The following is a 26,513-nucleotide window of genomic DNA, read 5'->3' as shown; positions in this document are numbered from 1 at the left end:
TCAGCGGGTGCGGTTGCGGGTACGGAGGGCGCTGCGGAGCAGGGCGGAGACGTCGGTCTTCTCCTGGGTCTCGGCCTCGGGGGCGACCGCGGCTACCGCGTCCTCGGCCTCGCGCGGGGCGAAGCCCAGGCCGACCAGGGCGGCGTGCAGCTGGTCCTGCCAGGGCGCCGGGCCGGAGGAGAGCACCGCGTGCTGCTGGGCCGGGACCGCGCCGGTGGGCGCGCCCAGCTTGTCCTTGAGCTCGATGAGCAGCTTCTGCGCACCCTTGGGGCCGATGCCGGGGACGGCGGTGAGAGTTTTGACGTCGCCGCGCTGGACCGCGATCCGCAGCGCGTCGGGCCGGTGCACCGCGAGCATGGCCTGGGCGACCTTGGGGCCGATGCCGCTGGCGGTCTGCAGCAGCTCGAAGGTGGTGCGCTCGTCGTCGTCGGCGAAGCCGTAGAGGGTGAGCGAGTCCTCCCGCACCACCAGGGAGGTGGCCAGCCGGCCGTGCTCGCCGACCTTCAGTCCGGCCAGCACCGCGGGTGCGCACTGGACCAGCATGCCGACGCCGCCGACCTCGATGACGGCCGAGGCCGGGCCGAGGGCGGCCACCGGGCCACTGACGAAGGCGATCATCGGCGGTACTCCTTGACTGAGGGTCGGGCGCGGGCAGTCGCGACGGCTGCGGCGATGCGGTCGGTGGCGGCTCCGCGCCAGATGTGACAGATGGCCAGGGCCAGGGCGTCGGCGGCGTCGGCCGGTTTGGGCGGCGCGTCCAGCCGCAGCAGCCGGGTGACCATGGCGCCGACCTGGGCCTTGTCGGCGCGGCCGTTGCCGCTGATCGCGGCCTTGACCTCGCTGGGGGTGTGCAGGGTGACCGGGATGCCGCGACGGGTGGCGCAGAGCATGGCCACCGCGCTGGCCTGGGCGGTGCCCATCACGGTGCGGACGTTGTGCTGGGCGAACACCCGCTCCACGGCCACGAGTTCGGGCTGGTGCTGGTCGAACCAGAGCTCCAGGCCCTCCTCGATCCGCAGCAGCCGGTGGGCGACGTCCAGCTCGGCCGGGGTACGGACGACGCCGCAGGCGACCATGTGCAGCGGACGCCCCGGCGCGCCGTCGACCACGCCCACCCCGCAGCGGGTCAGACCGGGGTCGACTCCGAGAACGCGCACAGCTGCTGTCCTTCGCCTCGAACGGATGGTTGCTGGTGAGGCTATCGGTAGCCACCGACAACACGAGCCCGGACATGCCGCCGCCCGGCTACCGCAGAGGCGCCGGGCGGCGGTGGCAGCTTCCGACGGGACTACTCGTCCTCGTCGAGCTCGGCGACGACCTCGGCGGAGAGGTCGAAGTTGGCGAAGACGTTCTGGACGTCGTCGCTGTCCTCCAGCGCGTCGATCAGCTTGAAGATCTTGCGGGCGCCGTCGGCGTCCAGCTCGACCTGGACGCTGGGGACGAAGTTGGCGTCGGCCGAGTCGTACTCGATGCCGGCGTCCTGCAGCGCGGTGCGGACCGCGACCATGTCGGTGGCCTCGCTGAGCACCTCGAAGGTGTCGCCCAGGTCGTTGACCTCCTCGGCGCCGGCGTCGAGGACGGCCTCCATCACGGTGTCCTCGTCGAGCTTGTCGCCCTTGGGGACGACCACGACGCCCTTGCGGTTGAACATGTACGACACCGAGCCCGGGTCGGCCATCGAGCCGCCGTTGCGGGTCATCGCCACGCGCACGTCGGAGGCGGCGCGGTTGCGGTTGTCGGTGAGGCACTCGATCAGCACGGCGACGCCGTTGGGGCCGTAGCCCTCGTACATGATGGTGGCGTAGTCGGCTCCGCCGGCCTCGGCGCCCGACCCGCGCTTGACGGCACGGTTGATGTTGTCGATCGGCACCGAGCTGCGCTTCGCCTTCTGGATGGCGTCGTAGAGCGTCGGGTTGCCGGCCGGGTCGCCGCCGCCGGTGCGGGCAGCCACCTCGATGTTCTTGATCATCTTCGCGAAGAGCTTGCCGCGCTTCGCGTCGATGGCGGCCTTCTTGTGCTTGGTGGTAGCCCACTTGGAGTGGCCGGACATCGAGTAGCTCCTTAAGACAACACCAGAGAAACGAACAACAGACGAGATCCTACCGTTACCCGGCGTCACGACCGGGGGTCCGGGGGTCGCCCCCCGAAGTGTTACAGCGGCTGGGCACGGACCATGTCCACGAAGTACCGGTGCACCCGGTGGTCGCCGGTCAGTTCCGGGTGGAACGAGGTGGCCAGCAGACTACCCTGACGCACCGCCACGATCCGCTCGCCGGCCAGCGCGGCGAGCACCTCGACGCCCTCGCCCACCGACTCGACCCAGGGCGCGCGGATGAACACGCCGTGCACAGGGCCGCCGTCCAGACCGCGCACCTCGATGGCCTGCTCGAAGGACTCGTTCTGCCGACCGAAGGCGTTGCGGCGCACCACCATGTCTATGCCGCCGACGGTCTCCTGGTCGTCCCGGCCGTCCAGGATCTTGTCGGCCAGCATGATCATGCCGGCGCAGGAGCCGTAGACCGGCATGCCGGCCGCGACCCGCTCCCGCAGCGGCTGCATCAGCCCGAACAGCAGCGCCAGTTTGGACATGGTGGTGGACTCGCCGCCGGGGATGACCAGGGCGTCGACCTCCGCCAGCTCCTCTGGGCGGCGGATCGGACGGGCCACCGCGTCCGCCTCGGCCAGGGCCATGGCGTGCTCGCGCACATCACCCTGGAGGGCGAGGACGCCGACTACGGGAGAACTGGTCACAGTGCAGAACCTCTTCGCGAAGGATGGGAAACCGAAGGGGGAGCGCTGGCCGTCAGGCCCGCGCTCCCCACCGAACCTGCCGACTACCAGCCGCGGTTGGCGTACCGCTCGGTCTCGGGCAGGGTGTCGCAGTTGATGCCGACCATGGCCTCGCCCAGGTTGCGGGAGGCGTCCGCGATGATCTTCGGGTCGTCGAAGAAGGTGGTGGCCTTGACGATCGCGGCGGCGCGCTTGGCCGGGTCGCCGGACTTGAAGATGCCGGAGCCGACGAAGACGCCCTCGGCGCCGAGCTGGCGCATCAGCGCGGCGTCGGCGGGGGTGGCCACGCCACCGGCGGAGAACAGCACCACCGGGAGCTTGCCGAGCTCGGCGACCTCCTTGACCAGCTCGTACGGGGCGCGCAGCTCCTTGGCGGCGGCGTAGAGCTCGTTGTTGTCGTAGCCGCGCAGCCGGGCGATCTCGTTCTTGATCTGGCGCAGGTGGCGGACGGCCTCGACCACGTTGCCGGTGCCGGCCTCGCCCTTGGAGCGGATCATCGCCGCGCCCTCGGCGATCCGGCGCAGCGCCTCACCGAGGTTGGTGGCGCCGCAGACGAAGGGGGTGGTGAAGGCGAACTTGTCGGAGTGGTTCACCTCGTCGGCCGGGGTGAGCACCTCGGACTCGTCGATGTAGTCGACGCCGAGCGCCTGCAGCACCTGGGCCTCGACGAAGTGACCGATCCGGGACTTGGCCATGACCGGGATGGAGACGGCCTCGATGATCTCCTCGATCATGTTGGGGTCGGACATCCGCGCGACGCCGCCGTCCTTGCGAATGTCGGCCGGGACCCGCTCCAGCGCCATCACCGCGACGGCACCGGCATCCTCGGCGATCTTCGCCTGCTCGGCGTTGACGACGTCCATGATCACGCCGCCCTTGAGCTGCTCGGCCATACCGCGCTTGACGCGGGCGGTGCCGACCGAGGGCTGGTCGGTGGGGGCGGGAGTGTTGGTGGACACGAAAGACCTCACTGAAGAAAGCGGAGCAGTGGTGCGACAAGCCCATGGTAGGCCCGCTTCGACCCTAACCGATTGCTCCACCGGGTCCATCGGACGCAGATCACACACTCCGTCGTGGCACCCGCACGGCACCCGCCTGGCACGCGATCAGGCCGGCGCGACCAGTACCTGGGGGGCCGCGTCGTCCATCTCGAAGGTCTGCGGGAAGGGGGCGTAGCCGGCCAGCCGGAAGATCCGCACGATCCGGTGCCGTCGCACCGCCCGGGCGGCGCGGACCGAGTCGTTGTGGAAGGTGCGGGCCATCGGGACCCGGCGCACCGACGAGCTGAGCTCGACCACGTACTCCGCGCCGCCGACCAGCGCGCGCAACTCCTTGACCTGCTCGGGCTCGGCGAAGACCGCCCGCAGCGCCTGGCTCAGCTCGCTCTCGGCGAGCTCCCGGCGCTCCTCAGGCGCGGTCCGCGCCGCGTGCGCCGCCTGGTAGAGCACCACGGAGGCGGCCGGGTCCAGCAGGGTGGAGGTCGAGAGCTCCAGCGTCGCCGAGGCGCGGCGCAGCAACTGCGCGTCGAGGCCGGCCCGCGCGGCGTCGATCCGCGCGTGCAGGCGGTCCAGCCGCCCCGCGGTCCAGCTGAGGTAGAGACCGACGAGGACAACGGCGAGGGCGACCCAGATCCAGATGCTCACGAAGGGTCACTTTAGAGGTTCCGCCGAGGGCTCTAGTCCCGCGCCAGCCCCAGTCGGGCCCGCCAGCCGCCGCCCGGGTCCTCGCTGACCATGGCGGCCGCTCCGGTGGTGACCGTCTCGTAGACGGAGAGGATGTCGGCCCCGACAGTCTCCCAGTCGAAGCGGCGCACATGCCGGGAGCCGGCCTCGCGCAGCTCGGCAAGCCGCTCCGGGTCGCCCAGCAGCCGGATCGCCGCGTCGGCGAGCGCCTCGGCGTTCTCCACCGGGAACAGCTCACCGGCCGCACCGCCGTCGAGCACCTGGCGGAACGCGTCCAGGTCGCTGGCCAGCACCGGGGCGCTCGCGGACATGGCCTCGACCAGGATGATGCCGAAGCTCTCGCCGCCGGTGTTGGGCGCGACATAGAGGTCGACGCTGCGCAGCAGCGCGGCCTTCTCCTCGTCGCTGACCATGCCGAGGAACTCGATCCTGGCCCGGACCTCGGCCGGAAGGCCCTTGACCGCCTCCTCCTCGTCGCCCCGGCCGGCCACCAGCAGCCGCACCCCGGGGCGGGCCGCGATGATCCGCGGCAGCGCCTCCAGCAGCGTCGGCAGGCCCTTGCGCGGCTCGTTGATCCGGCCGACGAAGCCGATGGTGCCGCCGTCGGCGACGTCCGCGCCGCTCCACTCCGGCCGGGGCTCGGCGCGGGCGAAGAAGCCGACGTCGACGCCGTTGGGGATGACCACGGCGTCCCCGCCGAAGTGCTCGACCAGGGTGCGCCGGGCGTACTCGCTGACCGCGATCCGGGCGCTGATCTTCTCCAGCGCGGGCTGCATGATCGGCTCGGCGGCGACCATGGCCCGGGAGCGCGGGTTGGAGGTGTGGAAGGTCGCCACGATCGGACCGCTGGCGGCCCAGCAGGTCAGCAGCGACAGGCTCGGGGTGACCGGCTCATGGATGTGCAGCACGTCGAAGGAGCCGTCGTGCAGCCAGCGGCGCACCCGCGCGGCGGAGAGGAACCCGAAGGTCAGCCGGGCCACCGAGCCGTTGTAGGGGACCGGGACGGCGCGTCCGGCCGGCACCACGTACGGCGGCACCGGGGTGTCGTCGTCGGCCGGGGCCAGCACCGAGACCTCGTGGCCCAGCCGGATCAGGTGCTCGGCCAGGTCCCTGACATGGAACTGCACCCCGCCGGGGACGTCCCAGGCGTAGGGGCAGACGATTCCGATCCTCACCGGGAAGCCTCCGCCGTCGGCTGCTCGACCGCGGCGGGGGCCCGGTCGGGGTCGAGGTCGGCCAGCCAGAAGCGCTGCAGCATGTGCCAGTCCTCCGGGTGCTCGCGCACGCCCTCGGACCACACGTCGGCGAGCGCCTGCGTCATCGCCGCGGCCTTCTCCCGCTTGCCGCCGTCCTCCGGGACCGGCACCTCCTCGTGCACCCGGCCCTTCATCACCGGGGTGCCGTCGTACCAGAGCGTCACCGGCAGCAGCGCCGCCCCGGTCTGCGCCGCCAGTACGGCGGGGCCGGCCGGCATCCGCGCCGCCTCGCCCATGAAGCTGACGTCGACGCCGGAGGCCGACAGATCCCGGTCGCCGACCAGGCACACCAGACCGCCGGAACGCAGCCGCTTCGCCAGCGTGGCCAGGGTGTTGGCGCCGCCGGTCAGTGGCAGCACCTCCATCCCCAGGCCCTCGCGGTAGGCCACGAAGCGGTCGAACAGCTTCTCCGGCTTCAACCGCTCGGCGACGGTACTGAACGGATAGCCGCGCACCACCACCCAGGCCCCGGCCAGGTCCCAGTTGCCCATGTGCGGCAGCGCCAGCACCGCACCGCGGCCGGACGCCATCGCCTCGTCCAGGCGCTCGATGAACTCGGGCTCGAACGAGGCGGCGATCCGCTCCCTGCTCCACACCGGCATCCGGAACGACTCGCACCAGTAGCGCAGGTAGTTGCGCATCCCGGCCCGGCCCAGCTCGGCGATCTCGGCCTCGGACGCCTCCGGCCGGACCCGGCGCAGATTGGACTCCAACCGCAGCACGCCCTTGCCGCGGCGCTTCCAGGCGAGGTCCGCGATCCGCCGGAACAGCCCGTTGGCCACCGACTCGGGCAGCCGCTTCACCGCCCCCCAGCCCGCCGCGTAGGCGCCGTAGGTCAGCTGGTCACCGAGTCCGCTCACAGTTGCCCTCCCCCGGCCGCGATCGCCTCGGCGGCCTCGCGGCGCACCGTCAGGATCCGCTGCAGTGCGGTGATCAGACTACCCACCGCGATCAGCCACAGCGCGATCGGCAGCAGCCAGTCGATGTAGGGCACGCCGAACCCGTGCAGTCCCGCCAGCCCGGCCGCGACCAGGGTCACCACCAGCCGCTCGGCCCGCTCGACCAGGCCCGAGACGTCGCACTTCAGGCCCAGGCTCTCGGCCCGCGCCTTGGTGTACGACACCACCTGGCCGCTGGCCAGGCAGAACAGCGCCACCGCGCACAGCACCAGATTGTCGCCGCTCCCCGCGTACCACATCGCGATGCCGCCGAAGACCGCCGAATCCGCGACCCGGTCCAGGGTGGAATCCAGGAACGCGCCCCATACGCTGGAGGTACCGGACTGGCGGGCCATGGTGCCGTCGACCAGGTCGGAGAAGACGAAGGCGGTGATCACGATGGTGCCCCAGAAGAAGCTGCCCTGGGGGAAGAACACCAGCGCACCGGCGACCACCCCGGCCGTCCCCACCAGGGTGACCATGTCCGGGCTGACACCGATGCGCAGCAGGTACGCCGCGAAGGGGGTGAGCACCCGCGTGAAGAAAGCTCGCGCGTATTTGTTGAGCATGGGCCTTCCGACCGCTCCGATCTGGCTCTGTTCCGGCACTGGTCCGACCGGGATCCGGCCGTCCCGGGGCGACTCTCTCACGGCGGCCACCGGCGGGCGGGCCCATGCTATCCGGGCGCGGTCCGCACGCCGGGCGCGGGCACGCCGCCCGTGCGGGAGCTATGGACCTCGGCCGGTTGCGGTGCCAAGCTCACCATCACCGCGGGTGACTTTCAGTCGACGCAACGCGATCTTCGCGGCAACAACGCAGCCTCCAGCGATAGGAGAGGACGATGGGTGACAGGACGACAGCAGCATCGGGAGGCCCCGGCAGGGGTCCGGCGGCCGACCAGTACCAGCGCAGCCGGCCGGATCTGATCCGTAACGTCGTGCTGGTCGGCCACAGTGGCGCAGGCAAGACCACCCTCACCGAGACCCTCGCGCTCGCCACCGGCGCGCTGACCCGGGCCGGACGCGTACAGGACGGCACCACCGTCTCCGACTACGACGAGATCGAGCACCGCCAGCAGCGCTCGGTCCAGCTCTCCCTGGTCCCGCTGGTCCACGCCGGCGTGCGGATCAACCTGCTGGACACCCCCGGCTACGCCGACTTCGTGGGCGAGCTGCGCGCCGGGCTGCGCGCCGCCGACGCCGCCCTGTTCGTCGTCCCCGCCACCGACGGCATCGAGGGCGCCACCCGGATGCTGTGGGAGGAGTGCGCCGCCGTCGCCATGCCCCGCGCCCTGGTCGTCACCAAGCTGGACGCCCCGCAGGCCGACTTCAACGCCACCGTCGAACTCTGCCGGGAGGCCTTCGGCGGGGACAACCCGGAAGCCGTGCTGCCGCTCTACCTGCCGCTGAACCGCGGCCCGGCCGGCCCCGACGGCACCCCCAGGATCTCCGGACTGCTCGGCCTGCTCAGCGGCAGCTGCTTCGACTACGGCAGCGGACAGCGCACCGAGCACACCCCCGACCAGGCCCTGGGCGAGGCCGCCGCCGCGGCCAGGGACCGGCTGATCGAGGCCGTCATCGCCGAGAGCGAGGACGAGGCCCTGATGGACCGCTACCTCTCCGGCGAGACCATCGACACCAAGACCCTCATCGACGACCTGGAACGCGCCGTCGCCCGGGGCGCCTTCCACCCGGTGCTGGCCTCCGCCCCACCCGCCGACGGCTCCAAGGCCGGCCTGGGCAGCGCCGAGCTGCTGGAACTCATCAGCTCCGCCTTCCCCTCCCCCGCCGAGCACCTGCCGCCGGCGGCCACCACCCCCGACGGCCGCCCCCGCCCGGCGCTGGCCTGCGACCCCGAAGGACCGCTGGCCGCCGAGGTGGTGAAGACCAGCGGCGACCCCTACGTCGGCAGGCTCAGCCTGGTCCGGGTCTTCTCCGGGACGCTGCGCCCCGACCAGCCGGTGCACGTCTCCGGCCACGGCATGGCCGACCGGGGCACGGACGACCACGACGCGGACGAGCGGATCGGCGCCCTCTCCTCGCCCTTCGGCCGCACCCAGCGCGGCGTCGACCAGGCCGTCGCCGGGGACATCGTCTGCATCGCCAAACTGGCCTCGGCGCAGACCGGCGACACCCTGTCCGCGCCCGCCGACCCGCTGCTGGTCGCCCCCTGGGCGATGCCCGACCCGCTGCTGCCGGTGGCCGTCGAGGCCCACAGCAAGGCCGACGAGGACAAGCTCTCGCAGAGCCTGGGCCGGATCACCGCCGAGGACCCCACCCTGCGCCTCGAACAGAACCCGGACACCCACCAGCTGGTGCTGTGGTGCCTCGGCGAGGCCCACGCCGACCTGCTGCTGGAGCGGCTGCGCAGCCGCCACGGCGTCCAGGTCGACCCCGTCCCCTACACCGTCCCGCTGCGGGAGACCTTCGCCGGGCCCGGCCACGGGCGCGGACGGCACGTCAAGCAGTCCGGCGGCCACGGCCAGTTCGCCATCTGCGAGATCGACGTGGAACCGCTGCCGCCGGGCAGCGGCTTCGAGTTCGTCGACCGGGTCGTCGGCGGCGCCGTGCCCCGGCAGTTCATCCCCTCCGTCGAGAAGGGCGTCCGGGCCCAACTGCTGCGCGGCGTCAGCGCCGGGTACCCGGTCGTGGACGTCAGGGTCACCCTGGTCGACGGCAAGGCCCACTCGGTGGACTCCTCCGACGCCGCCTTCCAGACCGCCGGAGCACTGGCCCTGCGCGAGGCCGCCGGCACCGCCGGCGTCCGGCTGCTGGAACCCGTGACCGAGGTCCGGGTGCTGGTGCCGGACGAGTACGTGGGCGCGGTGCTCAGCGACCTCTCCGGCCGCCGGGGCCGGGTCCAGGGCACCGAGCCGGTCGGCACCGGACGAACCCTGGTGCGGGCCGAGGTACCGGAGTTGGAGATCGTCCGCTACGCCGTGGACCTGCGCTCGCTCTCCCACGGCGCGGGCGACTTCACCCGCGCCTACGTCCGCCACGAGGCCATGCCGGAGGGGGTGGCGGCCAAGGCCCTGGCTGATACGCACGGGTGAGCGCGGGAGTGATCCGCAATGGGCTGACGGGCGATGATCGACGGCGATACGCTGGCAGCCAGGTCTTCTGACATGCGTTCAGCGGATGATCAGCCAGGCTTGGGGAACACTGTGTATACGGCTGTCGGGAGGGGACCACAGTGCCGGATGTCCCGCGCGAATCGCTCAACTTCGCAGCCACCGAGTCACTCGCCTCCCTCGCGTACCGGGACGGGCCGCTCACCGACCTCCTCGACAAGGTGGACGGCGTCACGCACAAGAAGGGACGGCACGGGCTCTTCATCCCCACCATGGGTGAAGCAGTGTGTCGTGCGGTGATCAAGCGCACCACCGGCAAGGGCCGCAAACCACTGGTCCCCTCCTACGGCGCCGACCCGCGGCGGGTGGTCGAGCATTGCCTGGAGGCGGAGAAGATCCGCCATGAACGGGACCGCAAGCTCACCGCGGTCGCGGTCGTGGCCGGCCTGCTCTTCCTCCCGGGCACGCTGATCTGGCTGGCCGCCTTCAAGATCCGCGACATCAGCGCCCCCGCGCGACGCTCCCTCTACGGCGGCGCCGCCCTCACCGTGGCGGGGCTGCTCGCGGTCCTGCTGGTATGGCGGCCGTTCGCCGCCGGCTGGGCCGGGCTCTATGTGCGCGTCATGATGCCGGCCCCGGTGCTGGGATGGTTCATCGCCTACCGGATCTGCCTGCGCACTGCGGAGCAGTTGCGGCTGCGCTGGAACGAAGTGCTGGACGGCAGCGGCCTGGGTCCGGTCATCCCGGAGATCGTGCCGATGGGCCCGCAGGACACCAGGGCCGAGGAGCTCAAGAAGGCGCTGGAGACCCTGGAGATGGAGCAGGAGACCAACATCCTGCACTACGCCGGGACCAAGGGCATACTCGGGCTGGGCAAGCGCTGGGGCTCCTGGCACCTCGCCGAGCAGATCGACCCGGCGGAAGGCATCGCCGATATACGGACCTTCCACCCCTGGGACGTGCTGCGACGGATCGAGGACCGGCTCAAGCAGTTGTCCAGGTCGACCATGCCGGCCGAGAACGGCATCCCGGACATGCGGGTCAGCCACTGGGTGGTCATGTCGATACCGGAAAGTGCCGACGAGATCAGCCGCCCCACCGGCGCCGTCATGGACGGCTATCGTTACCGCAACTCGGCCATGACCGAACTCGCCAACAAGCAGCAGTTCGGCCGCGGGCCCCGGCACTACCTGGGCGTCCAGTTCGTGCTGTGGGGCGGCCAGTTGGTGATAACCCTGCTGGTCACGGTCACCCTGCTGCACGACACCCTGCGGGTCGAGGTCACCGGCCACGCCCTGGGCCCGATGGCGCCGATGTTCAACAAGAAGGCCTCGCGGGCCGAGATCCAGGTGCCCCGGCCCGGCAGGCCCTGGGAGGAGCGCACCAAGCAACTGCCGATAGTCGCCGCCGACGAGGTCGTGCGGCTCACCCTGCGCGCTCCGTTCACCTGGCCGTGGGGTGAACCCATCCTCGACTGGCTCGGTGGCCCGCTCAAGCTCCCCGAACCCTTCGGCCTACGGCACGCCTGGGCGGTCCCGCCCTGGAGGGACCGGTTCATGGCCGACGACGCCCTCCGGGTCGCCACACCGGTGCTGCGCGCCGTGCACAAGGCGACGATGGAGTTCCTGGAGGAGCACGACATCGAGGTCGACCGCTTCAAGAACCGCTCCGGCGTGCTCGGGGCCGAGGTCCAGAGCACACGCGCCTCCAAGGCCGACGTCTACGACGCCGACTGAGCCGCCTGCCGGGTCAGGCCTCCGGCCAGGCGTCGGCGAGCATCTTCCGGGTCTCCGCGAGGAGCTGCGGCAGCACCCGGGTCTGGCCGATGACCGGCATGAAGTTGGTGTCCCCGCCCCAGCGGGGCACCACATGCTGGTGCAGATGCGCGGCGATGCCGGCGCCCGCCACCGAGCCCTGATTCATCCCGAGGTTGAAGCCCTGGGCGCCCGACACGGCCCGCAGCGCGGTCATCGCCTGCTTGGTGAGCGCGGCGACGTCGGCGGTCTCCTCCGGGGTGAGATCCGTGTAGTCGGCGACGTGCCGGTACGGGACGGCCATCAGATGCCCGGAGTTGTACGGGTACAGGTTCAGCACCGCATAGGCGTGGTCCAGCCGACGGAGGATCAGGCCGTCCTCGTCCGACATCGCCGGGATCGCGCAGAAGGGGCAGCCGTCGGTGGGCTCGGGGCCGGTCGGCTTGTTCTCACCCTTGATGTAGGCCATCCGGTGAGGGGTCCACAGGCGGCCGAAAGCGTCCGGCTCGCCCGCCCCGTTCTGCTGCTCCGGCTCCGTCGTCATAGCGATCAGCATAGGCGCTGACGCGCAGGCTCCGAGGGGCGGGCTCAGGTCCGAGCCCGCCCCTCGGCGTTACCTCACACCTGGATCCGGCGCTCCACCGCGTCGACGATCTCGGCCAGCGCCTCGGCACGCGGGATGCCGTTCTTCTGTTCGCCGTTGCGGTAGCGGAAGGAGACCGTGCCGGCGGCCATGTCGTCGTCGCCGACGATCACCATGAACGGGACCTTCAGCTTCTGCTGGTTCCTGATCTTCTTCTGCATCCGGTCGCTGGAGGCGTCGACCTCGACCCGCAGCCCCTTGGCCTTCGCCTCGGCGGCGAACTCCCTGAGGTAGTCCACGTGGGCGTCGCCGATCGGGATGCCGACGGCCTGGACCGGGGAGAGCCACGGCGGCATCGCGCCGGCGTAGTGCTCCAGCAGCACGGCGAAGAACCGCTCGATCGAACCGAACAGCGCCCGGTGGATCATGACCGGCCGCTGGCGTGAGCCGTCCGCGGCCGTGTACTGCAGGTCGAAGCGCTCCGGGAGGTTGAAGTCGACCTGGATGGTGGACATCTGCCAGCTGCGGCCGATGGCGTCCTTCACCTGGACGGAGATCTTGGGGCCGTAGAACGCCGCGCCGCCCGGGTCGGGGACCAGCGGGAGACCCTGCTTCTCGGCGGCCGTGCGGAGGATCTCGGTCGCCTCCTCCCAGACCTCGTCCGAGCCGACGAACTTCTCCGGGTCCTTGGTGGAGAGCTCCAGGAAGAAGTCGGTCAGGCCGTAGTCGCGCAGCAGGTCCAGGACGAAGGTGAGCAGGTTGTCCAGTTCCTCGCCCATCTGCTCCTTGGCGCAGTAGATGTGCGCGTCGTCCTGGGTGAAGCCGCGGGAACGGGTCAGGCCGTGCACCACGCCGGACTTCTCGTAGCGGTAGACCGTGCCGAACTCGAACAAGCGCAAAGGCAGTTCACGGTAGGAGCGGCCGCGGGCGTCGAAGATCAGGTTGTGCATCGGGCAGTTCATGGGCTTGAGGTAGTAGTCCACGCCCTCGTCGAGCTGCATGGGCGGGTACATGCCGTCGGCGTACCAGTCCAGGTGGCCGGACTTCTCGAACAGGGCGCCCTTGGTGGCGTGCGGGGTGTAGACGAACTCGTAGTTCGCCTCCTCGTGCCGCTTGCGCGAGTAGTCCTCCATGGCCCGGCGCATCACGCCGCCGCGCGGGTGGAACACGGCCAGGCCGGAACCGATCTCGTCCGGGTTGGAGAACAGGTCCAGCTCATGGCCCAGCTTGCGGTGGTCGCGCTTGGCGGCCTCCTCCAGGAAGTCCAGGTGCGCCTTGAGGTCGTCCTTGGTCGCCCAGGCGGTCCCGTAGATCCGTTGCAGCATGGGGTTCTTCTCGCTGCCGCGCCAGTACGCCGCCGCGTTGCGCATCAGCTTGAACGCCGGGATGCGGGTCGAGGGCAGGTGCGGGCCGCGGCAGAGGTCCTTCCAGCACAGCTCGCCGCTCTTGGGGTCCAGGTTGTCGTAGATGGTCAGCTCGCCGCCGCCCACCTCGACGTCGGAGCCGTCCTCGCTGCTGGCGCCGCCCTTGAGGCCGATCAGCTCCAGCTTGTAGGGCTCGTTCGCGAGTTCCTCGCGCGCCGCCTCGTCGGTGACCACCCGGCGGGAGAACTTCTGCCCCCGCTTGATGATCTCCTGCATCTTCTTCTCGACGGCCTTGAGGTCCTCGGGGGTGAACGGCTTGTCGACGTCGAAGTCGTAGTAGAAGCCGTCCTTGACCGGCGGGCCGATGCCGAGCTTGGCCTCGGGGAAGATCTCCTGCACGGCCTGGGCCATGACGTGGGCGGTGGAGTGGCGCAGGATCGACAGGCCGTCCGGGCTGTCGATGGTGACCGGCTCGACCTCGTCGCCGTCGGCCAGCACCTGGGCCAGGTCGCGCAGCTCGCCGCCGATGCGGGCGGCGATGACGGCGCGCTCGCCGGGGAACAGCTCCGCCGCCGTAGTGCCCGTCGTCACCACACGCTCTTCCCGATCGGGTTCGCGACTGATGACCACACGGACGTCCGACACCGGACTCTCCTGACTCTCGGCATTCTCCTGAGCAGCAGGTGCTGCGGTCATGATGGTACCGAGAGCGGGGAGCGGCTCGCGCAGCCGTCACCCGGCTTCGCCGCCCTCCCCCGCGGTCGGTCCGCCGACCCGCAGCCGCAGCGCCTTGAGCATCCGCTCGCGCTCGGCGGCGTCCAGTTCGACCGGCACCAGCCTGCTCGGCAGGGAGAGCTTGCGGAAGCCGCCCTTGCGCTCCAGGCGCCCGCGCAGCCGGACCGGGACGCCGGCGAGATGGGACTCGACCGCGGTGCGGTAGTCCTCCTCCCCCAGCCGTACCCGGACCTCGTCCACATCGGCCCCCGACAGCACCGCCAGCCTGGCCTGGCCCTCGCCGCCGGGGACCGGCCGTTTGAGGCGGACCACCGCGCCGGTGAGCTCCACGTCGACCGCGGGTTCGCTGTGTTCCAGCCGCTCGCCCGCGGCCTCCAGGGCGGGCAGGTCGCCGGGGCTGAACTCCAGGTGCAGCCGTCGGCTGGCGAAACCGCGCGGGGTGCCGACCGAGGCGGCCCAGTCCAGGGCGATCTCGATGCCCTCGCTGCCCCGGACCAGCTGCACCACCGAGGCGATCAGCTCGCGGCTGACGCCGAGCCGTACCCCGTCGTCGAAGGCCTCGGTCCGGCCGCTGACCCGCTGCAGGTCGATGGCGTCCCTCGTCGCCTCCAGGGCGCGGACCAGAGTGGTGGTGATGGACCGGTCCTCGGGGGCGGGCGCGTAGGCGGTGAGCAGCCCGGCGCCGGTGCCGGGGGCGACGACCAGCACCCGGTCCAGGAACTCGGCCGCATAGGCGTCGAGCCGGGCCCCGAAGTAGGCGGCACGCAGCAGTCCGGCCTTGGCGGCGGCGGAGAGCATGGCGGTGGCGCCGACGTGCAGATCCTCCTCCGACCCCCAGGTGACGGCGCCGCCCACGCCGGGGGTCTCCCGGCGCCAGTGGATCTCGTCGCCGGGGACCAGCAGCGCGGCGAGGATGGCCCTGGCCGAGGGGACGCCGGAGTGCGAGAGCGCCGCGATGGCCTCGTCCAGCAGGTCGATGCTGTCGTCGAAGCGGCGGTCGGCGGGGACCAGCAGGCTGGTGTCGGGCTCCAGGTCGTCGGGCGGGGTCCAGCGGGTGTAGCGGCCCTCGGACCCGCCGCGGCGGGTCCAGCCGTGGCGCGCGAGCAGGGTGCCCAGCACGGCGGGGTCGACCCTGGCCGGGTCGATGTGGACCGGGTCGGTGGGGGTACCGGCGCCGCCGGCCCGGACGGCGTCGCGCCCGGCAGCGTCCACTGCCTCTGGTCGGGTGTCGCGGCGCATCGCTGTCACGTTGTCCCTCCCGCGGGGGTCGATACCGCAGAGCCCTCGTTCAAGGACGCTCTCCCGCTCCCACACGGGCCATGATGGCGCAGAGAGCGCGGTCGTCGAAGACCTGGCCGGTCGGAATCCGGACATTCGTCCGCCGTTTTCCGGTGACCGGGTGCCCTGCCAGGTTGACCCAGTAGCAGCAGTGGCGCAGTTCCAGCCGGTCAGAACCGGCCACGAGCCACTGGTCGACCTCCCTGGGGACCAGCATGACGATCAGGATCTTGTGCACGGCGACCCGTGCATGGGCGAGTTTTCGCAGGTGCTCGTTGTCGAGGGTGAAACTGAACCACGGTCCTGCCGGGTTCGGCGGGATCTGGTAGGTGCACTTGAGCTGGACCTTGATGGTGGCCTCGTCGTCCTCGGTGTGCGCCGAACTGCCGTGACTCACATGCCAGTCGATCCCGTTGTCCGGGAACGGCGAGGACAGCGCGCAGCCCGACGCGGCCGCGACCGCATGCAGATAGCCCACCTGGAGGGTCTCCATGCAGGAGGTGACTGCGAGTTGGCCTCGCATCGGTTGTCCCGTTCCGATCCCGCCCCACTCCGGGTTCGGGTTGGCCGGTTCGGGTTGTGTCAGCGCCATCGCTGCCGTCTTCCCCGTTTTCCCCGTTGAGCGGCAGCCCGCCGTCCGGACCGGACGGGCCGTCACTTTCTGTTGTCTCCCTACTGACTACGGGTCAAACGGATCCGCAGTTCAAAGAGGGATTCACAACAAAGGTTGAATGCCGAGGGTCACCGGGTATCACCTCAGTGTCACCGTCGACGGGGGAGGCAGCCATGACGAACTGGTACGAGGGGCCGCTGGCTTCCTTCGACACCGAGACCACGGGCGTGGACGTGGAGCATGACCGGATTGTGACGGCGGCGCTGGTGGTCCAGGAGTCCCCGGGGGGCCCGGTGCGGCGGCGGGACTGGGCGGCGGACCCCGGCGTGCCGATCCCGGAGGGCGCCACCGCGGTGCACGGTCTGACCGACGGCTGGGCGCGCGAACACGGCCGTCCGGCGCCGGTGGTGGTGGAGGAGATCGGGCGGGCGCTGGCCGACACGGCCAGGGCCGGGCTGCCGCTGGTCATCATGAACGCTCCCTACGATCTCACCCTGCTGGACCGGGAGTTGGGCCGGCATCGGGGTGCGTCGCTGGGCGACTACGTGGCGAACGCGCCGCTGCTGGTGGTGGACCCCCGGGTGCTGGACAAGCATCTGGACCGCTACCGCAAGGGCCGCCGCACGCTGACCGACCTGTGCGCGCACTACGGCGTGGTGCTGAACGGTGCGCATGACGCGGCAGCCGACGCCACCGCGGCGATGCTGCTGGTTCGGGCGATCGGCGACCGCTTCGAGGATCGACTGGCCGCGCTGACCCCCGCGGAACTGCATCTGCGTCAGGCGGTCTGGCACGCGGCGCAGGCACGAGGTCTGCAGCAGTGGTTCAACCGCAGCGGCTCGCCCGAACCGGTGGACACTGCCTGGCCGCTGCGGCGCCGGGCGGAGGAGCAGGCGGCCTGAAGTTCCGTCAGAAGCAGCGAGGGCCCCTCGAATCGAGGGGCCCTCGCTGCTTCTGATGTGCAGTCAGACTGTGGTGCGCAATGCTGGGTTCGAACCAGCGACCTCTCCGGTGTGAACGGAGCGCTCTCCCACTGAGCTAATCGCGCCTGCCCGCCGTGGCGGCGACGGGATACTCCAACTTTCCGGGGAGCGACCCCCCGTACCCCCACGAAACTCCGCGGTGCCGGGGCTCCGCCGACCGGACCCCGTCGGTTGAAGCTGAGTGAACATTAGCATCACGACCGCCGGTGGCCTAAATGCCTTTTCCCGCTGCCGCTACTCGAACACCAGTGCTAAATTACCGCCATGACCTCCGCCCTTCTGCTCATCGACGTCCAGCGCACGATGCTGTTCCCGCCCGAGCCGCTCCCCGACGCGACCGAGGTCCTGGGAGCGCTCACCGAGCTCCTCGCCCGGGCGCGCCGGGCCGGTTCGGTGATCGTCCACGTCCGCAACACCGGGGACCCGGAGGTCGGCGATCCGGACGCGCCGGGCACCCCCGGCTGGGAGCTGGTGTTCGAGCCGCTGCCCGAGGAGTACGTGATCGACAAGCTCAGCGCGGACAGCTTCGACGGGACCGCGCTGGACCGGCTGCTCCCGCCGGAGTCGTCCCTCGTCATCGCGGGCATGCAGAGCGAGTACTGCGTCCGCGCCACCTCGCTCGCGGCGATCAGCCGCGGCCATACGGTGCTGCTGGCGAGCGGCGCGCACGCCACCTACCCGGACGACCAGCCGGCCGCGGAGATCTCGGCGGCGGTGGAGCTGGAGCTGGCAGCGGCCGGCGCGGTGATCACACCCTGGGACGGGATCGGCTTCTGAGCACCCGCACCGACAACGAAGGCCCCGCAGATCGCTGATCTGCGGGGCCTCGTCCTGCGGTGCGCAATGCTGGGTTCGAACCAGCGACCTCTCCGGTGTGAACGGAGCGCTCTCCCACTGAGCTAATCGCGCCTGCCCGTGCCGGGCGGTGCAGGGAAAACACTACCGTATCGGGCCGGGTGCTCCTGACCTGCCCGGCAACGGCGACCCGGGGCCCCGGTGACTGGATCTCGCCCCTGCGCTGTCATCACGGAGCGGGTTTGCAGCAGGCTGACGAAACGCCTGGGACTGGCGTGTCTGCTGAGCCGTAAGGGGTACCAGGTACGTACTAATCGGGACAGACGGGTTTACACCGGTCGCACAGGTGGGATGGTCCGTTCGCCGACGTGCGATCCCCGAGCGCACACTGAGCGAAAGGCCCTGGCGCTTATGAACACCACGGTCAGCTGCGAGCTGCACCTGCGCCTCATCGTGTCGAGCGAGTCATCACTGCCCGTCCCCGCGGGCCTGCGCTACGACACCGCCGACCCCTATGCCGTGCACGCCACCTTCCACACGGGCGCCGACGAAACCGTCGACTGGGTGTTCGCCCGCGACCTCCTTGCGGAGGGGCTGCACCGGCCTACCGGGACCGGTGACGTCCGTGTCTGGCCCTCCCGCAGCCACGGACAAGGAGTCGTCTGCATCGCCCTGAGCTCTCCGGAAGGAGAAGCCCTGTTGGAAGCCCCGGCCCGAGCGCTGGAGTCCTTCCTCAAGCGAACCGATGCCGCGGTGCCCCCGGGCACCGAGCACCGACACTTCGATCTCGACCGAGAGCTCTCCCACATCCTCGCGGAGAACTGAACCGCTTCATTCCTTCTACCGTGCGCAGCCGTGCTACTCGGGGGCACGGAACGCGCCACCGGCACCACCCGCTCCATCTGCTCCCCCGCTGGAAGGAAGTCGTCGCGGACCCGCAAGGGCCGCGGCGACTTCCGCGTTCACTGACAGCACGGCCCAGGGCAACGGCGGTAGAGTCGCCGCCAACCCGCCCGGACGCCCCAGGGAGTACCGACGTGCTGATCACCCATGACACGCAGTGCGCCCTCGATGTGCTGGTGGACCTGCTGAACACCGACCCGGACGCCGGCGGGCAGGAGGGTCTGCCCGATCTCGCCGCGCTGCGCGGTTTCGTCGTACGGCACGAGATCAGCGAGATCGGCACGCTGGGGACGGAGGACCTCGCGGCGGTGCGCCGGGTGCGCGGACAGTTCCGCCAGGTGTTCCTGGCCGACTCCACCCGCGCGGCGGCCGAGCTGGTGAACGCGTTGGTGGCCAGGGCAGGGTCGACGCCCCGGCTGACCGACCACGACGGCCACGACTGGCACATGCACTTCTTCGCGCCCAACGCGGCCCTCGCCGACCATCTCGCGGTGGAGGCGGGCATGGCGCTGGCCTTCATCGTGGTGGCCGGCGAGCGGGAGCGGCTGCGCCGCTGCGAGGCGCCGGACTGCGCCCGGGTGTTCGTCGACCTGTCGCGGAACCGTTCGCGCCGCTACTGCGACAGCCGGACCTGCGGCAACCGGCTGCATGTGGCCGCCTACCGGGCCCGGCAGCGGACCGCGACGGACACGCCGGACGCAATGACGCCGACACGGTGACCGGCGTCAGATCCCGCGGCGCTTGAGGATCTCCTCGACGTCGGAGAAGTCGCCCAGGTCGTCCGCGGCGGACTTCTGCCCGGCCGGCCTGGCGGTGACCGCGGGCACCGAGGAGGCGCCCTGCGCCGCCTTGGGCTGCTTGCCCGCCTTGACCGGCTTGGGCTCCGCGGTCCTGCGGCTCCGGCCGACGCCGGTGGCGAGCAGGAGCAGCACGGCCGCCCCCAGCATCGCCAGGCCGGTCCAGACCCGCGGGTCGAACACCAGGTGGGTGCCCCAGCTCGCCAGCGCGCTGCCGATCCGGCGGAACACGGTGATCAGGCCGGTGAGGTAGAGGCCGGTCGGCACCAGGGCGACCGCCAGCCAGCGGAACGCCGAACGGACCCGGCCGCGCAGTCCGGCCAGCGCGGCGATCACCACGCCCGCCGCGGAGAGCGCCATGCACACGATCGCAGTCATCGTCCTGCCTCCTGTGGTCGTCCTATCCCGGTCCTACCCGTCCATACATGACATCCTGCCCGTAATGGGAGACTGATGACCATGAGCGAAAGTTCCTTCCTCCAGGTCGACTACTGGTGCGAGCTGCAGTGCCCCGACTGCGCCGTCGCGCTGGACGATGTGCGCGCCCTGCGCGAGGTCTACGGCGCCCGGCTGGAGGTGGTGCTGCGGCACTTCCCGCTGGAGAAGCACAAGCACGCCTTCGCAGCGGCGCAGGCGGCCGAGGAGGCGTTCATCCAGGGCCGCGGCTGGCCCTATGTCGAGGCGGTCCTCGGCCGGGTCGACGAGCTGGCGCGACGCGGGGAGGAGCTGCTGGTCGAGGTCGCCCGGGAGCTGGGGCTGGACGCCGAGGAGCTGGACACCGCGCTGATCGACGGCCGGCACATCCTGGTGGTGGACACCGACCACGCCGAGGGCAAGGCCATCGGCGTCACGGGCACCCCCACCTATGTGGTGGCCGGGAAGCGGCTCGACGGAGGGAAGAGTCAGGCGGGGCTGCGGGAGCGGATCATGGAGCTGCTGGGGGCACCGTAGGGTCGGGTTTTTCGGGTGCGGCGTGTGCCTGGTCGGTCGCGCAGTTCCCCGCGCCCCCAACCAATTGCAACTGAGCCAGTTGCAGACCCTTAGGGGCACGGGGAACTGCGCGACCAGCCAGCTACGGTCCGCACCCGAAAATCCTAGAGCTGCTTGTACAGCAGGCTCCGGTAGGTGCGGTACCCCAGCGAGCGATAGAGAGACACCGCCGGCGTGTTCCCCGCGAACACATGCAGACCCAGCTCGCCGACGCCGCGAGCCACGCACTCCCGTTCGGCGAGCAGCATCAGCGAGCGCCCGTGGCCCCGGCCGCGGTGGGGTTCGTCCACCGCGACCATGAACACCCAGGCCGGAGGCTCACCGGTGTCCGGCATCCGGGTGTTCACCCAGACCGCGCCCACCGGCACTCCCCCGGACTCCAGCCGGCTGATCACCGCGCCCGGGGTGTCCAGCCCGGCCGGCAGCGCCGCGGCGTGGTCGGCCTCGGATCGAACCCTGGCCTGCTCGGGGGTCATCCCGATGGCGATCTGGGACGCCACATAGCCTTCCCGCTCCGCCGCGAGCCAGGGGCCGAACTCGTCCTCGCGCATCGGGCGGCCGGCGCTGCCCTCGGGCAGGGCGGGCGGTTCGGCCGGCAGCGTCTTGCGCATGTTGAGGCCGCGCGGGGTGTAGCCGAGGGTGGCGGCCAGGCCGAGCCCGGCCTGCTCGTCCGGTCCCTCGGGCACGGCGATGTCGGCCCGGACGCAGTCCCAGGAGCGCAGCACCTCCTCGGCGGCGAGCACCGCGACGGTGCCCCGGCCGCGCCGGCGGTCCGGCCGGTCGATGCTCAGCTCCCGGATGCCGCCGATCCGGGGACCGGGGCGGCCGGAGGCGAGGACCACCAGGCCGCCGACGGTCCGGCCGTTGACGCGGACCTCGAAGTTCCGCTCCCGGCCCCCGTCGGGCCTGCTCCGCTCGGATCCCAGCGGTCGGAGCGTGGTGGTCATGCTCAGGGCTCCAGGTCGGCGGCGGCGCGCTCGGCGAAGACGGCGATGGCCTTGGCGGTGACCGGGCCGGGGGCACCGGGCAGATCGCGGTCGTCGACCCGGGAGACGCCCTGGATGTCGCGCAGGGTGCCGGTGAGGAAGACCTCGTCGGCCTCCTCCAGCACGCTCAGCGGAAGGTCGGCCTCGGCCGCGTCGAGCCACTGCAGGGCCAGTGCCCGGGTGACCCCGGCCAGGCAGCCGGAGGTGAGCGGCGGGGTCAGGATCCGCCCGTCCAGGACGACGAAGACATTGGAGCCGGTGCCCTCGCAGAGCCGGCCCGCGGTGTTGCCGAAGATCGCCTCGGCGGCGCCGTACTCGTGCGCGCGGGCCAGGGCGACGACGTTCTCCGCGTAGGAGGTGGTCTTCAGGCCGGCCACGGCGCTGTGCTCGTTGCGGGTCCAGGGGACGGTGACGACCGCCGCGGCGTCCGGGCGGTAGGCCACCTCGCCGAGGGCGACGATCAGGCTGGGGCCGCTGTCGCCGCGGTCGGAGCCGAGCGGGCCGAGGCCGCCGGTGTAGGTGATCCGCAGCCGGGCGAGCTTCGCCGGGTTCGCGGCCAGCACCTCGGCGCAGGCGCGCCGGACGACCTCGCGCTCCGGCGCGGGCAGGCCGAGGCCGCGGGCCGAGCGCTCCAGCCGGTCGAGGTGGCGTCCGAGCGCGAAGGGCGCGCCGTCGACGGCCTTCACAGTCTCGAAGACGCCGTCGCCGACGGTCATGCCGTGGTCGAGGACCGACACACTGGCCTCGGTGGACTCGCGCAGCGCGCCGTTGACCCAGATCCGCACGATGGGCTCTCCCTCTCTGGATACCGCAGCCTCGGTCACTGCAGCGGTGGTGGATCAGACGCTATCGCGAGCAGCCGCGCCGCCTTCAGTTCGGTCTCGTCCCACTCCCGCTCCGGATCGGAGCCCCAGGTGATGCCGGCCCCGGTGCCGAAGCGGACCTGGGGGCCGGCCGGGTCGTCCCGGTCCAGCCAGAAGGTGCGGATGCCGACGGCGAGCCGCGCCTCGCGCCGGTCCGCGTCGACCCAGCCGACGGCGCCGCAGTAGGGACCGCGCGGGGCGGTCTCCAGGGCGTGGATGATGCGCAGCGCACTGGACTTGGGCGCGCCGGTGACCGACCCGGGCGGGAAGGTCGCGGCCATCGCCTCGGGCCAGCCGGCGCCGGGGCGCAGCCGTCCCTCCACCGTGGAGACGAGGTGGACCAGGCCGGGGTGCTTCTCGACGGCGCAGAGGTCGGGAACGGTGACGCTGCCGGTGGCGCAGACCCGGCCGAGATCGTTGCGGACCAGGTCGACGATCATCACGTTCTCGGCGAAGTCCTTCTCCAGCAGGTCGGACTCGGTGCGGCCGGTTCCCTTGATCGGACCGGAGCGGACGGTGTCGCCCTCGCGTTCGAGGAAGAGCTCCGGCGAGGCGGTCGCCACCTCGACGCCCTGGGCCGGGAGGCGAACCGTTCCGGCATAGGGGGCGGGGTTGCCGCGGGCCAGGCGGGCGGTGAGGGCGTCGACGTCGGCGCGCGCCGGGTCGGGCAGCGGGGCGGAGAGGATCCGGCAGAGGTTGGCCTGGTAGACCTCGCCCGCGGCGATCTCCGCGCGGATCCGGCGCACCCCGGCGAGATAGCCGGCCCGGTCGAGCGAACTGGTCCAGGCGGTGCGGGCAGGCCCGGTCCAGGCCCGCGCGGCCGCTCCCGGGTCGCCCGAACCCGGCCGGGCCCGGCGGACCTCGGCGAAGCGGGCGCAGGTGAGCCGGCCGTCGAAGTCAGCCACGACGGCCCAGAACCCGGAGCCGTCGAGAGCCGCCGGATCGTCGGTGACATCGAGCAGCCCGGTGGCGACCAGGCCGTCGAAACGGGCCATCGGCGGGAGGAGGGACTCGGTGGAGGTCACAGTTGGCTCGGGATTCTGTCCGGAAGGTGCGGGGTCCCCGCGCAGCCGAAGTCTAGATAGACGGTGGTCCGGATGCCTGTCCGCAGGTCATCGCGGGGAGCGGCACGGCACGCTGCGGGGATACGGAATTTGAGCTGGGCCCGTAATCCGCTAAAGTTCAACACGTCGCCAGGACGCGGACCGCAAAGAGGCAAGCGGGAAGCACATTGGAGATCATGCGGACGTGGCTCAGTTGGTAGAGCATCACCTTGCCAAGGTGAGGGTCGCGGGTTCGAATCCCGTCGTCCGCTCGGTTGAGGGTGCAGGTTGGCCCTTGCTCGGTGGAGTGGCCGAGAGGCGAGGCAACGGCCTGCAAAGCCGTCTACACGGGTTCAAATCCCGTCTCCACCTCAGCGAGGTTTTGAGTGGTCCGCCACTCGGGGTCTCATGCGCGATTAGCTCAGCGGGAGAGCGCTTCCCTGACACGGAAGAGGTCACTGGTTCAATCCCAGTATCGCGCACCAGCCCCCTCGGGGGTTCGCAGTACCGTTTGAAGCGTTACCGTTCGACGAGTGTCCCGCGCGATTAGCTCAGCGGGAGAGCGCTTCCCTGACACGGAAGAGGTCACTGGTTCAATCCCAGTATCGCGCACGAGTCCCTCCGGGGGCTTGGCAAGTACCATCCCGCGCGATTAGCTCAGCGGGAGAGCGCTTCCCTGACACGGAAGAGGTCACTGGTTCAATCCCAGTATCGCGCACAGCAGTTGAGGGCCCGTCCGGTAGCGGACGGGCCCTCTTCGTTGGTGTTGCTCGGGTGGTGCGCGGCGTCCGCGCCCGGGCTGCCCTCACCGACAGTCCGGACGCGGCGCCGCAGTCTGCGGGGCGCCGGGGTCGGCTCAGTGCTGGATGAGATGCAGCACGGAGGTGGCCTGCACGGTGAACTGGGACCAGCCGCCGAAGGCGAAAGCCAGCAGGGCGGCGACCGGGAGTGCGATCGCCAGCGCGACCAGGGGGTTCCGGGTCTCGCGCGGACGGACGCGATCGGACTGGCTACGGCGCCGTACTGATCCTCCCGTGTATACGGACATGGTTCCCACTCTCGTCGGCTGCTGCCACATCGTCGGCTGGTCGCGGTGGGCGGAGTACCTCGGGGGACGAGCTGCCCGCCCACCGCTGGTACCAACCTACGGTCGGCACCCCTGGCCGGGCGTCATGCCCCGGGACCGTCCCTGCGGCATCCGGAAGGAGGACGGTCCTCCCCGGGGACTACTACCGGAGGGGGAGGGCGGACGGCGGGGGTGTCAGGGTCACCCCTGACAGGGCCCCGGAGGGGACGGAAGAACCGCAGGTCGGAGCGGGGCGACCGGCCCCTCCCGGATACGGTCCCGGGGTACTGCGGGTGCAGTACCGGACGGGCCCGGGCGGAGCCGACCGGGGGAAATCCGACAATCCCACGGATCGTCACTGCGTTGCGTATCAGCACACCGCCCGACCCAGTCCGTAAGCTGTCGCCTGGCAGGGACAACAGCCCCCGCACGGGGACCTGACGGCGGGACGGAAATGTGGCGATGATGCGGCTCCGGCGGGAGGATCCGCGAGTCGTCGGCCCCTACCGCCTGCACCGGCGGCTCGGCACGGGCGGTATGGGTGTGGTCTACCTGGGCTCCGACCGCAAGGGGCAGAAGGTCGCGCTCAAGCTGATCCGCTCCGAGCTGGCCGAGGACCAGGAGTTCCGCACCCGCTTCGCCCGCGAGGTCGCCGCCGCCGCCCGGATCAGGGGCGGCTGCATCGCGCGGCTGGTCGCCTCCGACATCGACGTGGAACGGCCCTGGCTGGCGACCGCCTACGTCCCCGGCCCCTCGCTCTACAAGCGGGTCGGCGACGAGGGCCCGCTGCCCTGGCCCGAGGTGACCGCCATCGGCGCCGCCCTCGCCGACGGCCTGGTCCACGTCCACGAGGCCGGGGTGGTGCACCGCGACCTCAAGCCCTCGAACATCCTGCTGTCCCCCAAGGGACCCCGGATCATCGACTTCGGCATCGCCTGGTCCACCGGGGCCAGCACGCTGACCCATGTCGGCACGGCGGTCGGCTCGCCCGGCTTCCTGGCGCCCGAGCAGGTCCGCGGCATCGCGGTGACCAGCGCCACCGACGTGTTCGCGCTGGGCACCACGCTCGCCTACGCGGCGACCGGCGACTCCCCGTTCGGCTCGGGGACCTCCGAGGTGATGCTCTACCGGGTGGTCCACGAGGAGCCGGATCTCAGCGACGTTCCCAGCGCGCTGCTGCCGGTGATCCGGGCCTGCCTGGCCAAGGAGGCGTCCGACCGGCCGACCACCGCCCAACTGCACGACCGGCTCAAGGAGCTGACCGCGCGTGGGACGGCGATCGGGCTCAGCCAGGTGCCGCGGCCGCAGGCCCGGCAGAACCGTCCGGTCGAGGCGACGCAGCGGGCCCGGGGAGCGGTCCAGGGCGGGAGCCAGGCCGCGGCGCAGGGCGGTGGACGGCCGCCGGCGCGCCCGGTGCGGGCCCGGCCCATGCCGCCGACCATGCGCGAGCCGCAGCAGCTCCGCCAGGACGCCCAGCAGCACACCCGACGGGACGTCAGGCCGGAGCAGCGGCACGACTCGCGGCCGACGGCGGCCGCCCCGGCGCCCGCGGCCCGGCGCACGCCCCCGCCGACCGGATCGCAGCAGCGCCCGGCCGCCCGCCCCGGCGGCCCGTCCTCGCGGCGGCTGCTGCGGCAGCGGCTGATCGTCTTCATCACCGTGACGGTGGGTGTCGCCCTGGCCATCGCCGCTGCTCAGGGCTGTGAGAACCGGGACAGCCGGGGCCTGGGGACGGCCCCGAACCCCAGCACCGCGGCGGCGACCCACCCGGCGGCCGTCCCCGTCGCCGCCCCGTCCACCGCGGCGGACGGCCTGCAGGCCGCGGCCACCACGGACGCCGGCGGCGGCACCGGCGGCGTGGACTGGGCGGACCGCAGCTACCCCGACCCCAGCGACGGCTCCACGGTCGTCCTCAAGGACGGTCGGGGCTCCGCCGACGGCTCCTCACCGGTCGCGCTCACCAGCGTGCTGGCCGCGCGGTACCGCGACAACCCGGCCGCGGTCGTGGTGCTCACCCGCCGGGA

At 71.5% G+C, this 26,513-nt stretch carries 25 protein-coding genes, 7 tRNA genes and 1 pseudogene; 13 read left to right on the top strand and 20 right to left on the bottom strand.

All coding sequences use genetic code 11. The annotated features are described in order from the left end of the window. The 9 genes from ruvA to pgsA all read right to left on the bottom strand — a co-directional run bounded on the left by ruvA (position 1) and on the right by pgsA (position 7,235). Positions 1 to 618: a Holliday junction branch migration protein RuvA gene (gene ruvA, locus ABH941_RS03285; RefSeq protein WP_370126982.1), complete on the bottom strand. Its 618-nt coding sequence runs from the start codon at positions 616 to 618 to the stop codon at positions 1 to 3. After that, entirely contained in the window at positions 615 to 1,157 is a 543-nt protein-coding gene (gene ruvC / locus ABH941_RS03280; protein WP_370126981.1) for a crossover junction endodeoxyribonuclease RuvC, read from the bottom strand. The genes ruvA and ruvC overlap by 4 nt, the downstream gene beginning before the upstream one ends. A 131-nt stretch (positions 1,158 to 1,288) precedes the next feature. Then, complete coding sequence (locus ABH941_RS03275) at positions 1,289 to 2,050, bottom strand: YebC/PmpR family DNA-binding transcriptional regulator (protein WP_133997435.1); 762 nt, start codon at positions 2,048 to 2,050, stop codon at positions 1,289 to 1,291. 101 nt (positions 2,051 to 2,151) lie between these two features. Next, complete coding sequence (gene pdxT / locus ABH941_RS03270; RefSeq protein ID WP_370126980.1) at positions 2,152 to 2,751, bottom strand: pyridoxal 5'-phosphate synthase glutaminase subunit PdxT; 600 nt, start codon at positions 2,749 to 2,751, stop codon at positions 2,152 to 2,154. Between the two features lie 83 nt (positions 2,752 to 2,834). Further along, a complete protein-coding gene (pdxS, locus tag ABH941_RS03265; protein WP_133997441.1) occupies positions 2,835 to 3,749 on the bottom strand; it encodes a pyridoxal 5'-phosphate synthase lyase subunit PdxS in 915 nt (304 codons plus the stop codon). A gap of 147 nt (positions 3,750 to 3,896) precedes the next feature. Further along, positions 3,897 to 4,433: a hypothetical protein gene (locus ABH941_RS03260; RefSeq protein ID WP_133997444.1), complete on the bottom strand. Its 537-nt coding sequence runs from the start codon at positions 4,431 to 4,433 to the stop codon at positions 3,897 to 3,899. Positions 4,434 to 4,465: 32 nt separating this feature from the next. Beyond that, positions 4,466 to 5,647, bottom strand: coding sequence for a glycosyltransferase family 4 protein (locus tag ABH941_RS03255; RefSeq protein ID WP_370126979.1), 1,182 nt, complete (start codon positions 5,645 to 5,647; stop codon positions 4,466 to 4,468). Beyond that, positions 5,644 to 6,588 (bottom strand): phosphatidylinositol mannoside acyltransferase, encoded by a 945-nt coding sequence (locus ABH941_RS03250; RefSeq protein ID WP_370126978.1) that lies wholly within the window; start codon positions 6,586 to 6,588, stop codon positions 5,644 to 5,646. The genes ABH941_RS03255 and ABH941_RS03250 overlap by 4 nt, the downstream gene beginning before the upstream one ends. Next, the gene (gene pgsA / locus ABH941_RS03245; protein ID WP_370126977.1) at positions 6,585 to 7,235 is read right to left on the bottom strand and encodes a phosphatidylinositol phosphate synthase; all 651 of its coding nucleotides are present in this window, start codon (positions 7,233 to 7,235) and stop codon (positions 6,585 to 6,587) included. Before pgsA ends, ABH941_RS03250 begins: the two co-directional genes overlap by 4 nt. Before the next feature lie 272 nt (positions 7,236 to 7,507). Between pgsA and ABH941_RS03240 the strand changes: the two genes are divergently transcribed. Both ABH941_RS03240 and ABH941_RS03235 read left to right on the top strand, forming a co-directional pair. Next, complete coding sequence (locus ABH941_RS03240; RefSeq protein ID WP_370126976.1) at positions 7,508 to 9,718, top strand: elongation factor G-like protein EF-G2; 2,211 nt, start codon at positions 7,508 to 7,510, stop codon at positions 9,716 to 9,718. A gap of 140 nt (positions 9,719 to 9,858) precedes the next feature. After that, a complete protein-coding gene (locus ABH941_RS03235) occupies positions 9,859 to 11,472 on the top strand; it encodes a hypothetical protein (RefSeq protein ID WP_370126975.1) in 1,614 nt (537 codons plus the stop codon). 13 nt (positions 11,473 to 11,485) lie between these two features. Here ABH941_RS03235 and ABH941_RS03230 read toward each other — a convergent pair whose 3' ends face one another. The 4 genes from ABH941_RS03230 to ABH941_RS03215 all read right to left on the bottom strand — a co-directional run bounded on the left by ABH941_RS03230 (position 11,486) and on the right by ABH941_RS03215 (position 16,042). Then, the gene (locus ABH941_RS03230; protein ID WP_370126974.1) at positions 11,486 to 12,046 is read right to left on the bottom strand and encodes an HIT domain-containing protein; all 561 of its coding nucleotides are present in this window, start codon (positions 12,044 to 12,046) and stop codon (positions 11,486 to 11,488) included. Between the two features lie 62 nt (positions 12,047 to 12,108). Continuing rightward, entirely contained in the window at positions 12,109 to 14,082 is a 1,974-nt protein-coding gene (gene thrS / locus ABH941_RS03225) for a threonine--tRNA ligase (RefSeq protein WP_370126973.1), read from the bottom strand. An 87-nt stretch (positions 14,083 to 14,169) separates the two neighbouring features. After that, a complete protein-coding gene (locus ABH941_RS03220) occupies positions 14,170 to 15,411 on the bottom strand; it encodes a hypothetical protein (RefSeq protein WP_370127075.1) in 1,242 nt (413 codons plus the stop codon). A gap of 49 nt (positions 15,412 to 15,460) precedes the next feature. Next, positions 15,461 to 16,042 carry a DUF4365 domain-containing protein gene (locus tag ABH941_RS03215; protein ID WP_370126972.1) on the bottom strand — a complete coding sequence of 194 codons (582 nt, stop codon included), beginning with the start codon at positions 16,040 to 16,042 and terminating at the stop codon, positions 15,461 to 15,463. A 194-nt stretch (positions 16,043 to 16,236) separates the two neighbouring features. On the opposite strand from ABH941_RS03215, the gene ABH941_RS03210 reads away from it, so the two are divergent. Then, positions 16,237 to 16,965, top strand: coding sequence for a 3'-5' exonuclease (locus ABH941_RS03210; RefSeq protein WP_370126971.1), 729 nt, complete (start codon positions 16,237 to 16,239; stop codon positions 16,963 to 16,965). Between the two features lie 71 nt (positions 16,966 to 17,036). Here ABH941_RS03210 and ABH941_RS03205 read toward each other — a convergent pair. Beyond that, positions 17,037 to 17,111, bottom strand: a tRNA-Val gene (locus ABH941_RS03205). 199 nt (positions 17,112 to 17,310) lie between these two features. Here ABH941_RS03205 and ABH941_RS03200 point away from each other — a divergent pair. Next, on the top strand, positions 17,311 to 17,823 hold the full coding sequence (locus ABH941_RS03200; RefSeq protein ID WP_370126970.1) for an isochorismatase family protein: 513 nt from the start codon (positions 17,311 to 17,313) through the stop codon (positions 17,821 to 17,823). Positions 17,824 to 17,883: 60 nt separating this feature from the next. Here the strand turns inward: ABH941_RS03200 and ABH941_RS03195 are convergent. Further along, positions 17,884 to 17,955 (bottom strand) — tRNA-Val (locus ABH941_RS03195). Positions 17,956 to 18,252: 297 nt separating this feature from the next. Between ABH941_RS03195 and ABH941_RS03190 the strand changes: the two genes are divergently transcribed. Next, positions 18,253 to 18,666 (top strand): SsgA family sporulation/cell division regulator, encoded by a 414-nt coding sequence (locus ABH941_RS03190; protein ID WP_030248700.1) that lies wholly within the window; start codon positions 18,253 to 18,255, stop codon positions 18,664 to 18,666. Between the two features lie 212 nt (positions 18,667 to 18,878). Beyond that, the gene (locus ABH941_RS03185) at positions 18,879 to 19,463 is read left to right on the top strand and encodes a CGNR zinc finger domain-containing protein (protein ID WP_370126969.1); all 585 of its coding nucleotides are present in this window, start codon (positions 18,879 to 18,881) and stop codon (positions 19,461 to 19,463) included. A gap of 6 nt (positions 19,464 to 19,469) precedes the next feature. On the opposite strand, the gene ABH941_RS03180 is transcribed toward ABH941_RS03185, so the two are convergent. Then, on the bottom strand, positions 19,470 to 19,919 hold the full coding sequence (locus ABH941_RS03180; RefSeq protein ID WP_370126968.1) for a hypothetical protein: 450 nt from the start codon (positions 19,917 to 19,919) through the stop codon (positions 19,470 to 19,472). A gap of 75 nt (positions 19,920 to 19,994) precedes the next feature. Here ABH941_RS03180 and ABH941_RS03175 point away from each other — a divergent pair, with 75 nt between their 5' ends. Then, positions 19,995 to 20,492: a DsbA family protein gene (locus ABH941_RS03175; protein WP_370126967.1), complete on the top strand. Its 498-nt coding sequence runs from the start codon at positions 19,995 to 19,997 to the stop codon at positions 20,490 to 20,492. Between the two features lie 143 nt (positions 20,493 to 20,635). Here ABH941_RS03175 and ABH941_RS03170 read toward each other — a convergent pair whose 3' ends face one another. Genes ABH941_RS03170 through ABH941_RS03160 form a run of 3 tightly spaced genes read right to left on the bottom strand, consistent with a single transcriptional unit; the run spans position 20,636 to position 23,375 of the window. Continuing rightward, positions 20,636 to 21,478 (bottom strand): GNAT family N-acetyltransferase, encoded by an 843-nt coding sequence (locus tag ABH941_RS03170; protein WP_370126966.1) that lies wholly within the window; start codon positions 21,476 to 21,478, stop codon positions 20,636 to 20,638. Between the two features lie 2 nt (positions 21,479 to 21,480). Next, positions 21,481 to 22,302: an aminotransferase class IV gene (locus tag ABH941_RS03165; RefSeq protein WP_370126965.1), complete on the bottom strand. Its 822-nt coding sequence runs from the start codon at positions 22,300 to 22,302 to the stop codon at positions 21,481 to 21,483. A 35-nt stretch (positions 22,303 to 22,337) separates the two neighbouring features. Then, positions 22,338 to 23,375: a chorismate-binding protein gene (locus ABH941_RS03160; protein ID WP_370127074.1), complete on the bottom strand. Its 1,038-nt coding sequence runs from the start codon at positions 23,373 to 23,375 to the stop codon at positions 22,338 to 22,340. A gap of 247 nt (positions 23,376 to 23,622) precedes the next feature. Here ABH941_RS03160 and ABH941_RS03155 point away from each other — a divergent pair. The 5 genes from ABH941_RS03155 (at position 23,623) to ABH941_RS03135 (ending at position 24,141) form a co-directional block, all read left to right on the top strand. After that, positions 23,623 to 23,695, top strand: a tRNA-Gly gene (locus tag ABH941_RS03155). Between the two features lie 29 nt (positions 23,696 to 23,724). Then, a tRNA-Cys gene (locus tag ABH941_RS03150) sits at positions 23,725 to 23,795 on the top strand. Between the two features lie 38 nt (positions 23,796 to 23,833). Then, positions 23,834 to 23,908, top strand: a tRNA-Val gene (locus ABH941_RS03145). Positions 23,909 to 23,963: 55 nt separating this feature from the next. Further along, positions 23,964 to 24,035, top strand: a tRNA-Val gene (locus ABH941_RS03140). Between the two features lie 34 nt (positions 24,036 to 24,069). After that, positions 24,070 to 24,141: transfer RNA gene (locus tag ABH941_RS03135), tRNA-Val, on the top strand. A gap of 138 nt (positions 24,142 to 24,279) precedes the next feature. Here the strand turns inward: ABH941_RS03135 and ABH941_RS03130 are convergent. Beyond that, the gene (locus tag ABH941_RS03130; RefSeq protein WP_133997494.1) at positions 24,280 to 24,471 is read right to left on the bottom strand and encodes a hypothetical protein; all 192 of its coding nucleotides are present in this window, start codon (positions 24,469 to 24,471) and stop codon (positions 24,280 to 24,282) included. Between the two features lie 474 nt (positions 24,472 to 24,945). Between ABH941_RS03130 and ABH941_RS03125 the strand changes: the two are divergent. Continuing rightward, positions 24,946 to 26,244 (top strand): annotated as a pseudogene (locus ABH941_RS03125) (serine/threonine-protein kinase); the annotation flags it as partial. Positions 26,245 to 26,513 lie beyond the last annotated feature (269 nt).

The sequence above is a fragment of the Streptacidiphilus sp. EB103A genome (assembly GCF_041261405.1).
Taxonomy (GTDB): Bacteria; Actinomycetota; Actinomycetes; order Streptomycetales; family Streptomycetaceae; genus Streptacidiphilus.
This window is presented reverse-complemented; position numbering and strand designations above follow the sequence as displayed.

Coding starts and splice junctions, on each gene's coding strand:
- ruvA (WP_370126982.1), bottom strand. CDS start 618: ATGATCGCCTTCGTCAGTGGCCCGGTGGCCGCCCTCGGCCCGGCCTCG.
- ABH941_RS03275 (WP_133997435.1), bottom strand. CDS start 2,050: ATGTCCGGCCACTCCAAGTGGGCTACCACCAAGCACAAGAAGGCCGCC.
- pgsA (WP_370126977.1), bottom strand. CDS start 7,235: ATGCTCAACAAATACGCGCGAGCTTTCTTCACGCGGGTGCTCACCCCC.
- ABH941_RS03240 (WP_370126976.1), top strand. CDS start 7,508: ATGGGTGACAGGACGACAGCAGCATCGGGAGGCCCCGGCAGGGGTCCG.
- ABH941_RS03230 (WP_370126974.1), bottom strand. CDS start 12,046: ATGCTGATCGCTATGACGACGGAGCCGGAGCAGCAGAACGGGGCGGGC.
- ABH941_RS03220 (WP_370127075.1), bottom strand. CDS start 15,411: ATGCGCCGCGACACCCGACCAGAGGCAGTGGACGCTGCCGGGCGCGAC.
- ABH941_RS03215 (WP_370126972.1), bottom strand. CDS start 16,042: ATGGCGCTGACACAACCCGAACCGGCCAACCCGAACCCGGAGTGGGGC.
- ABH941_RS03210 (WP_370126971.1), top strand. CDS start 16,237: ATGACGAACTGGTACGAGGGGCCGCTGGCTTCCTTCGACACCGAGACC.
- ABH941_RS03200 (WP_370126970.1), top strand. CDS start 17,311: ATGACCTCCGCCCTTCTGCTCATCGACGTCCAGCGCACGATGCTGTTC.
- ABH941_RS03190 (WP_030248700.1), top strand. CDS start 18,253: ATGAACACCACGGTCAGCTGCGAGCTGCACCTGCGCCTCATCGTGTCG.
- ABH941_RS03180 (WP_370126968.1), bottom strand. CDS start 19,919: ATGACTGCGATCGTGTGCATGGCGCTCTCCGCGGCGGGCGTGGTGATC.
- ABH941_RS03175 (WP_370126967.1), top strand. CDS start 19,995: ATGACCATGAGCGAAAGTTCCTTCCTCCAGGTCGACTACTGGTGCGAG.
- ABH941_RS03170 (WP_370126966.1), bottom strand. CDS start 21,478: ATGACCACCACGCTCCGACCGCTGGGATCCGAGCGGAGCAGGCCCGAC.
- ABH941_RS03160 (WP_370127074.1), bottom strand. CDS start 23,375: ATGGCCCGTTTCGACGGCCTGGTCGCCACCGGGCTGCTCGATGTCACC.
- ABH941_RS03130 (WP_133997494.1), bottom strand. CDS start 24,471: ATGTCCGTATACACGGGAGGATCAGTACGGCGCCGTAGCCAGTCCGAT.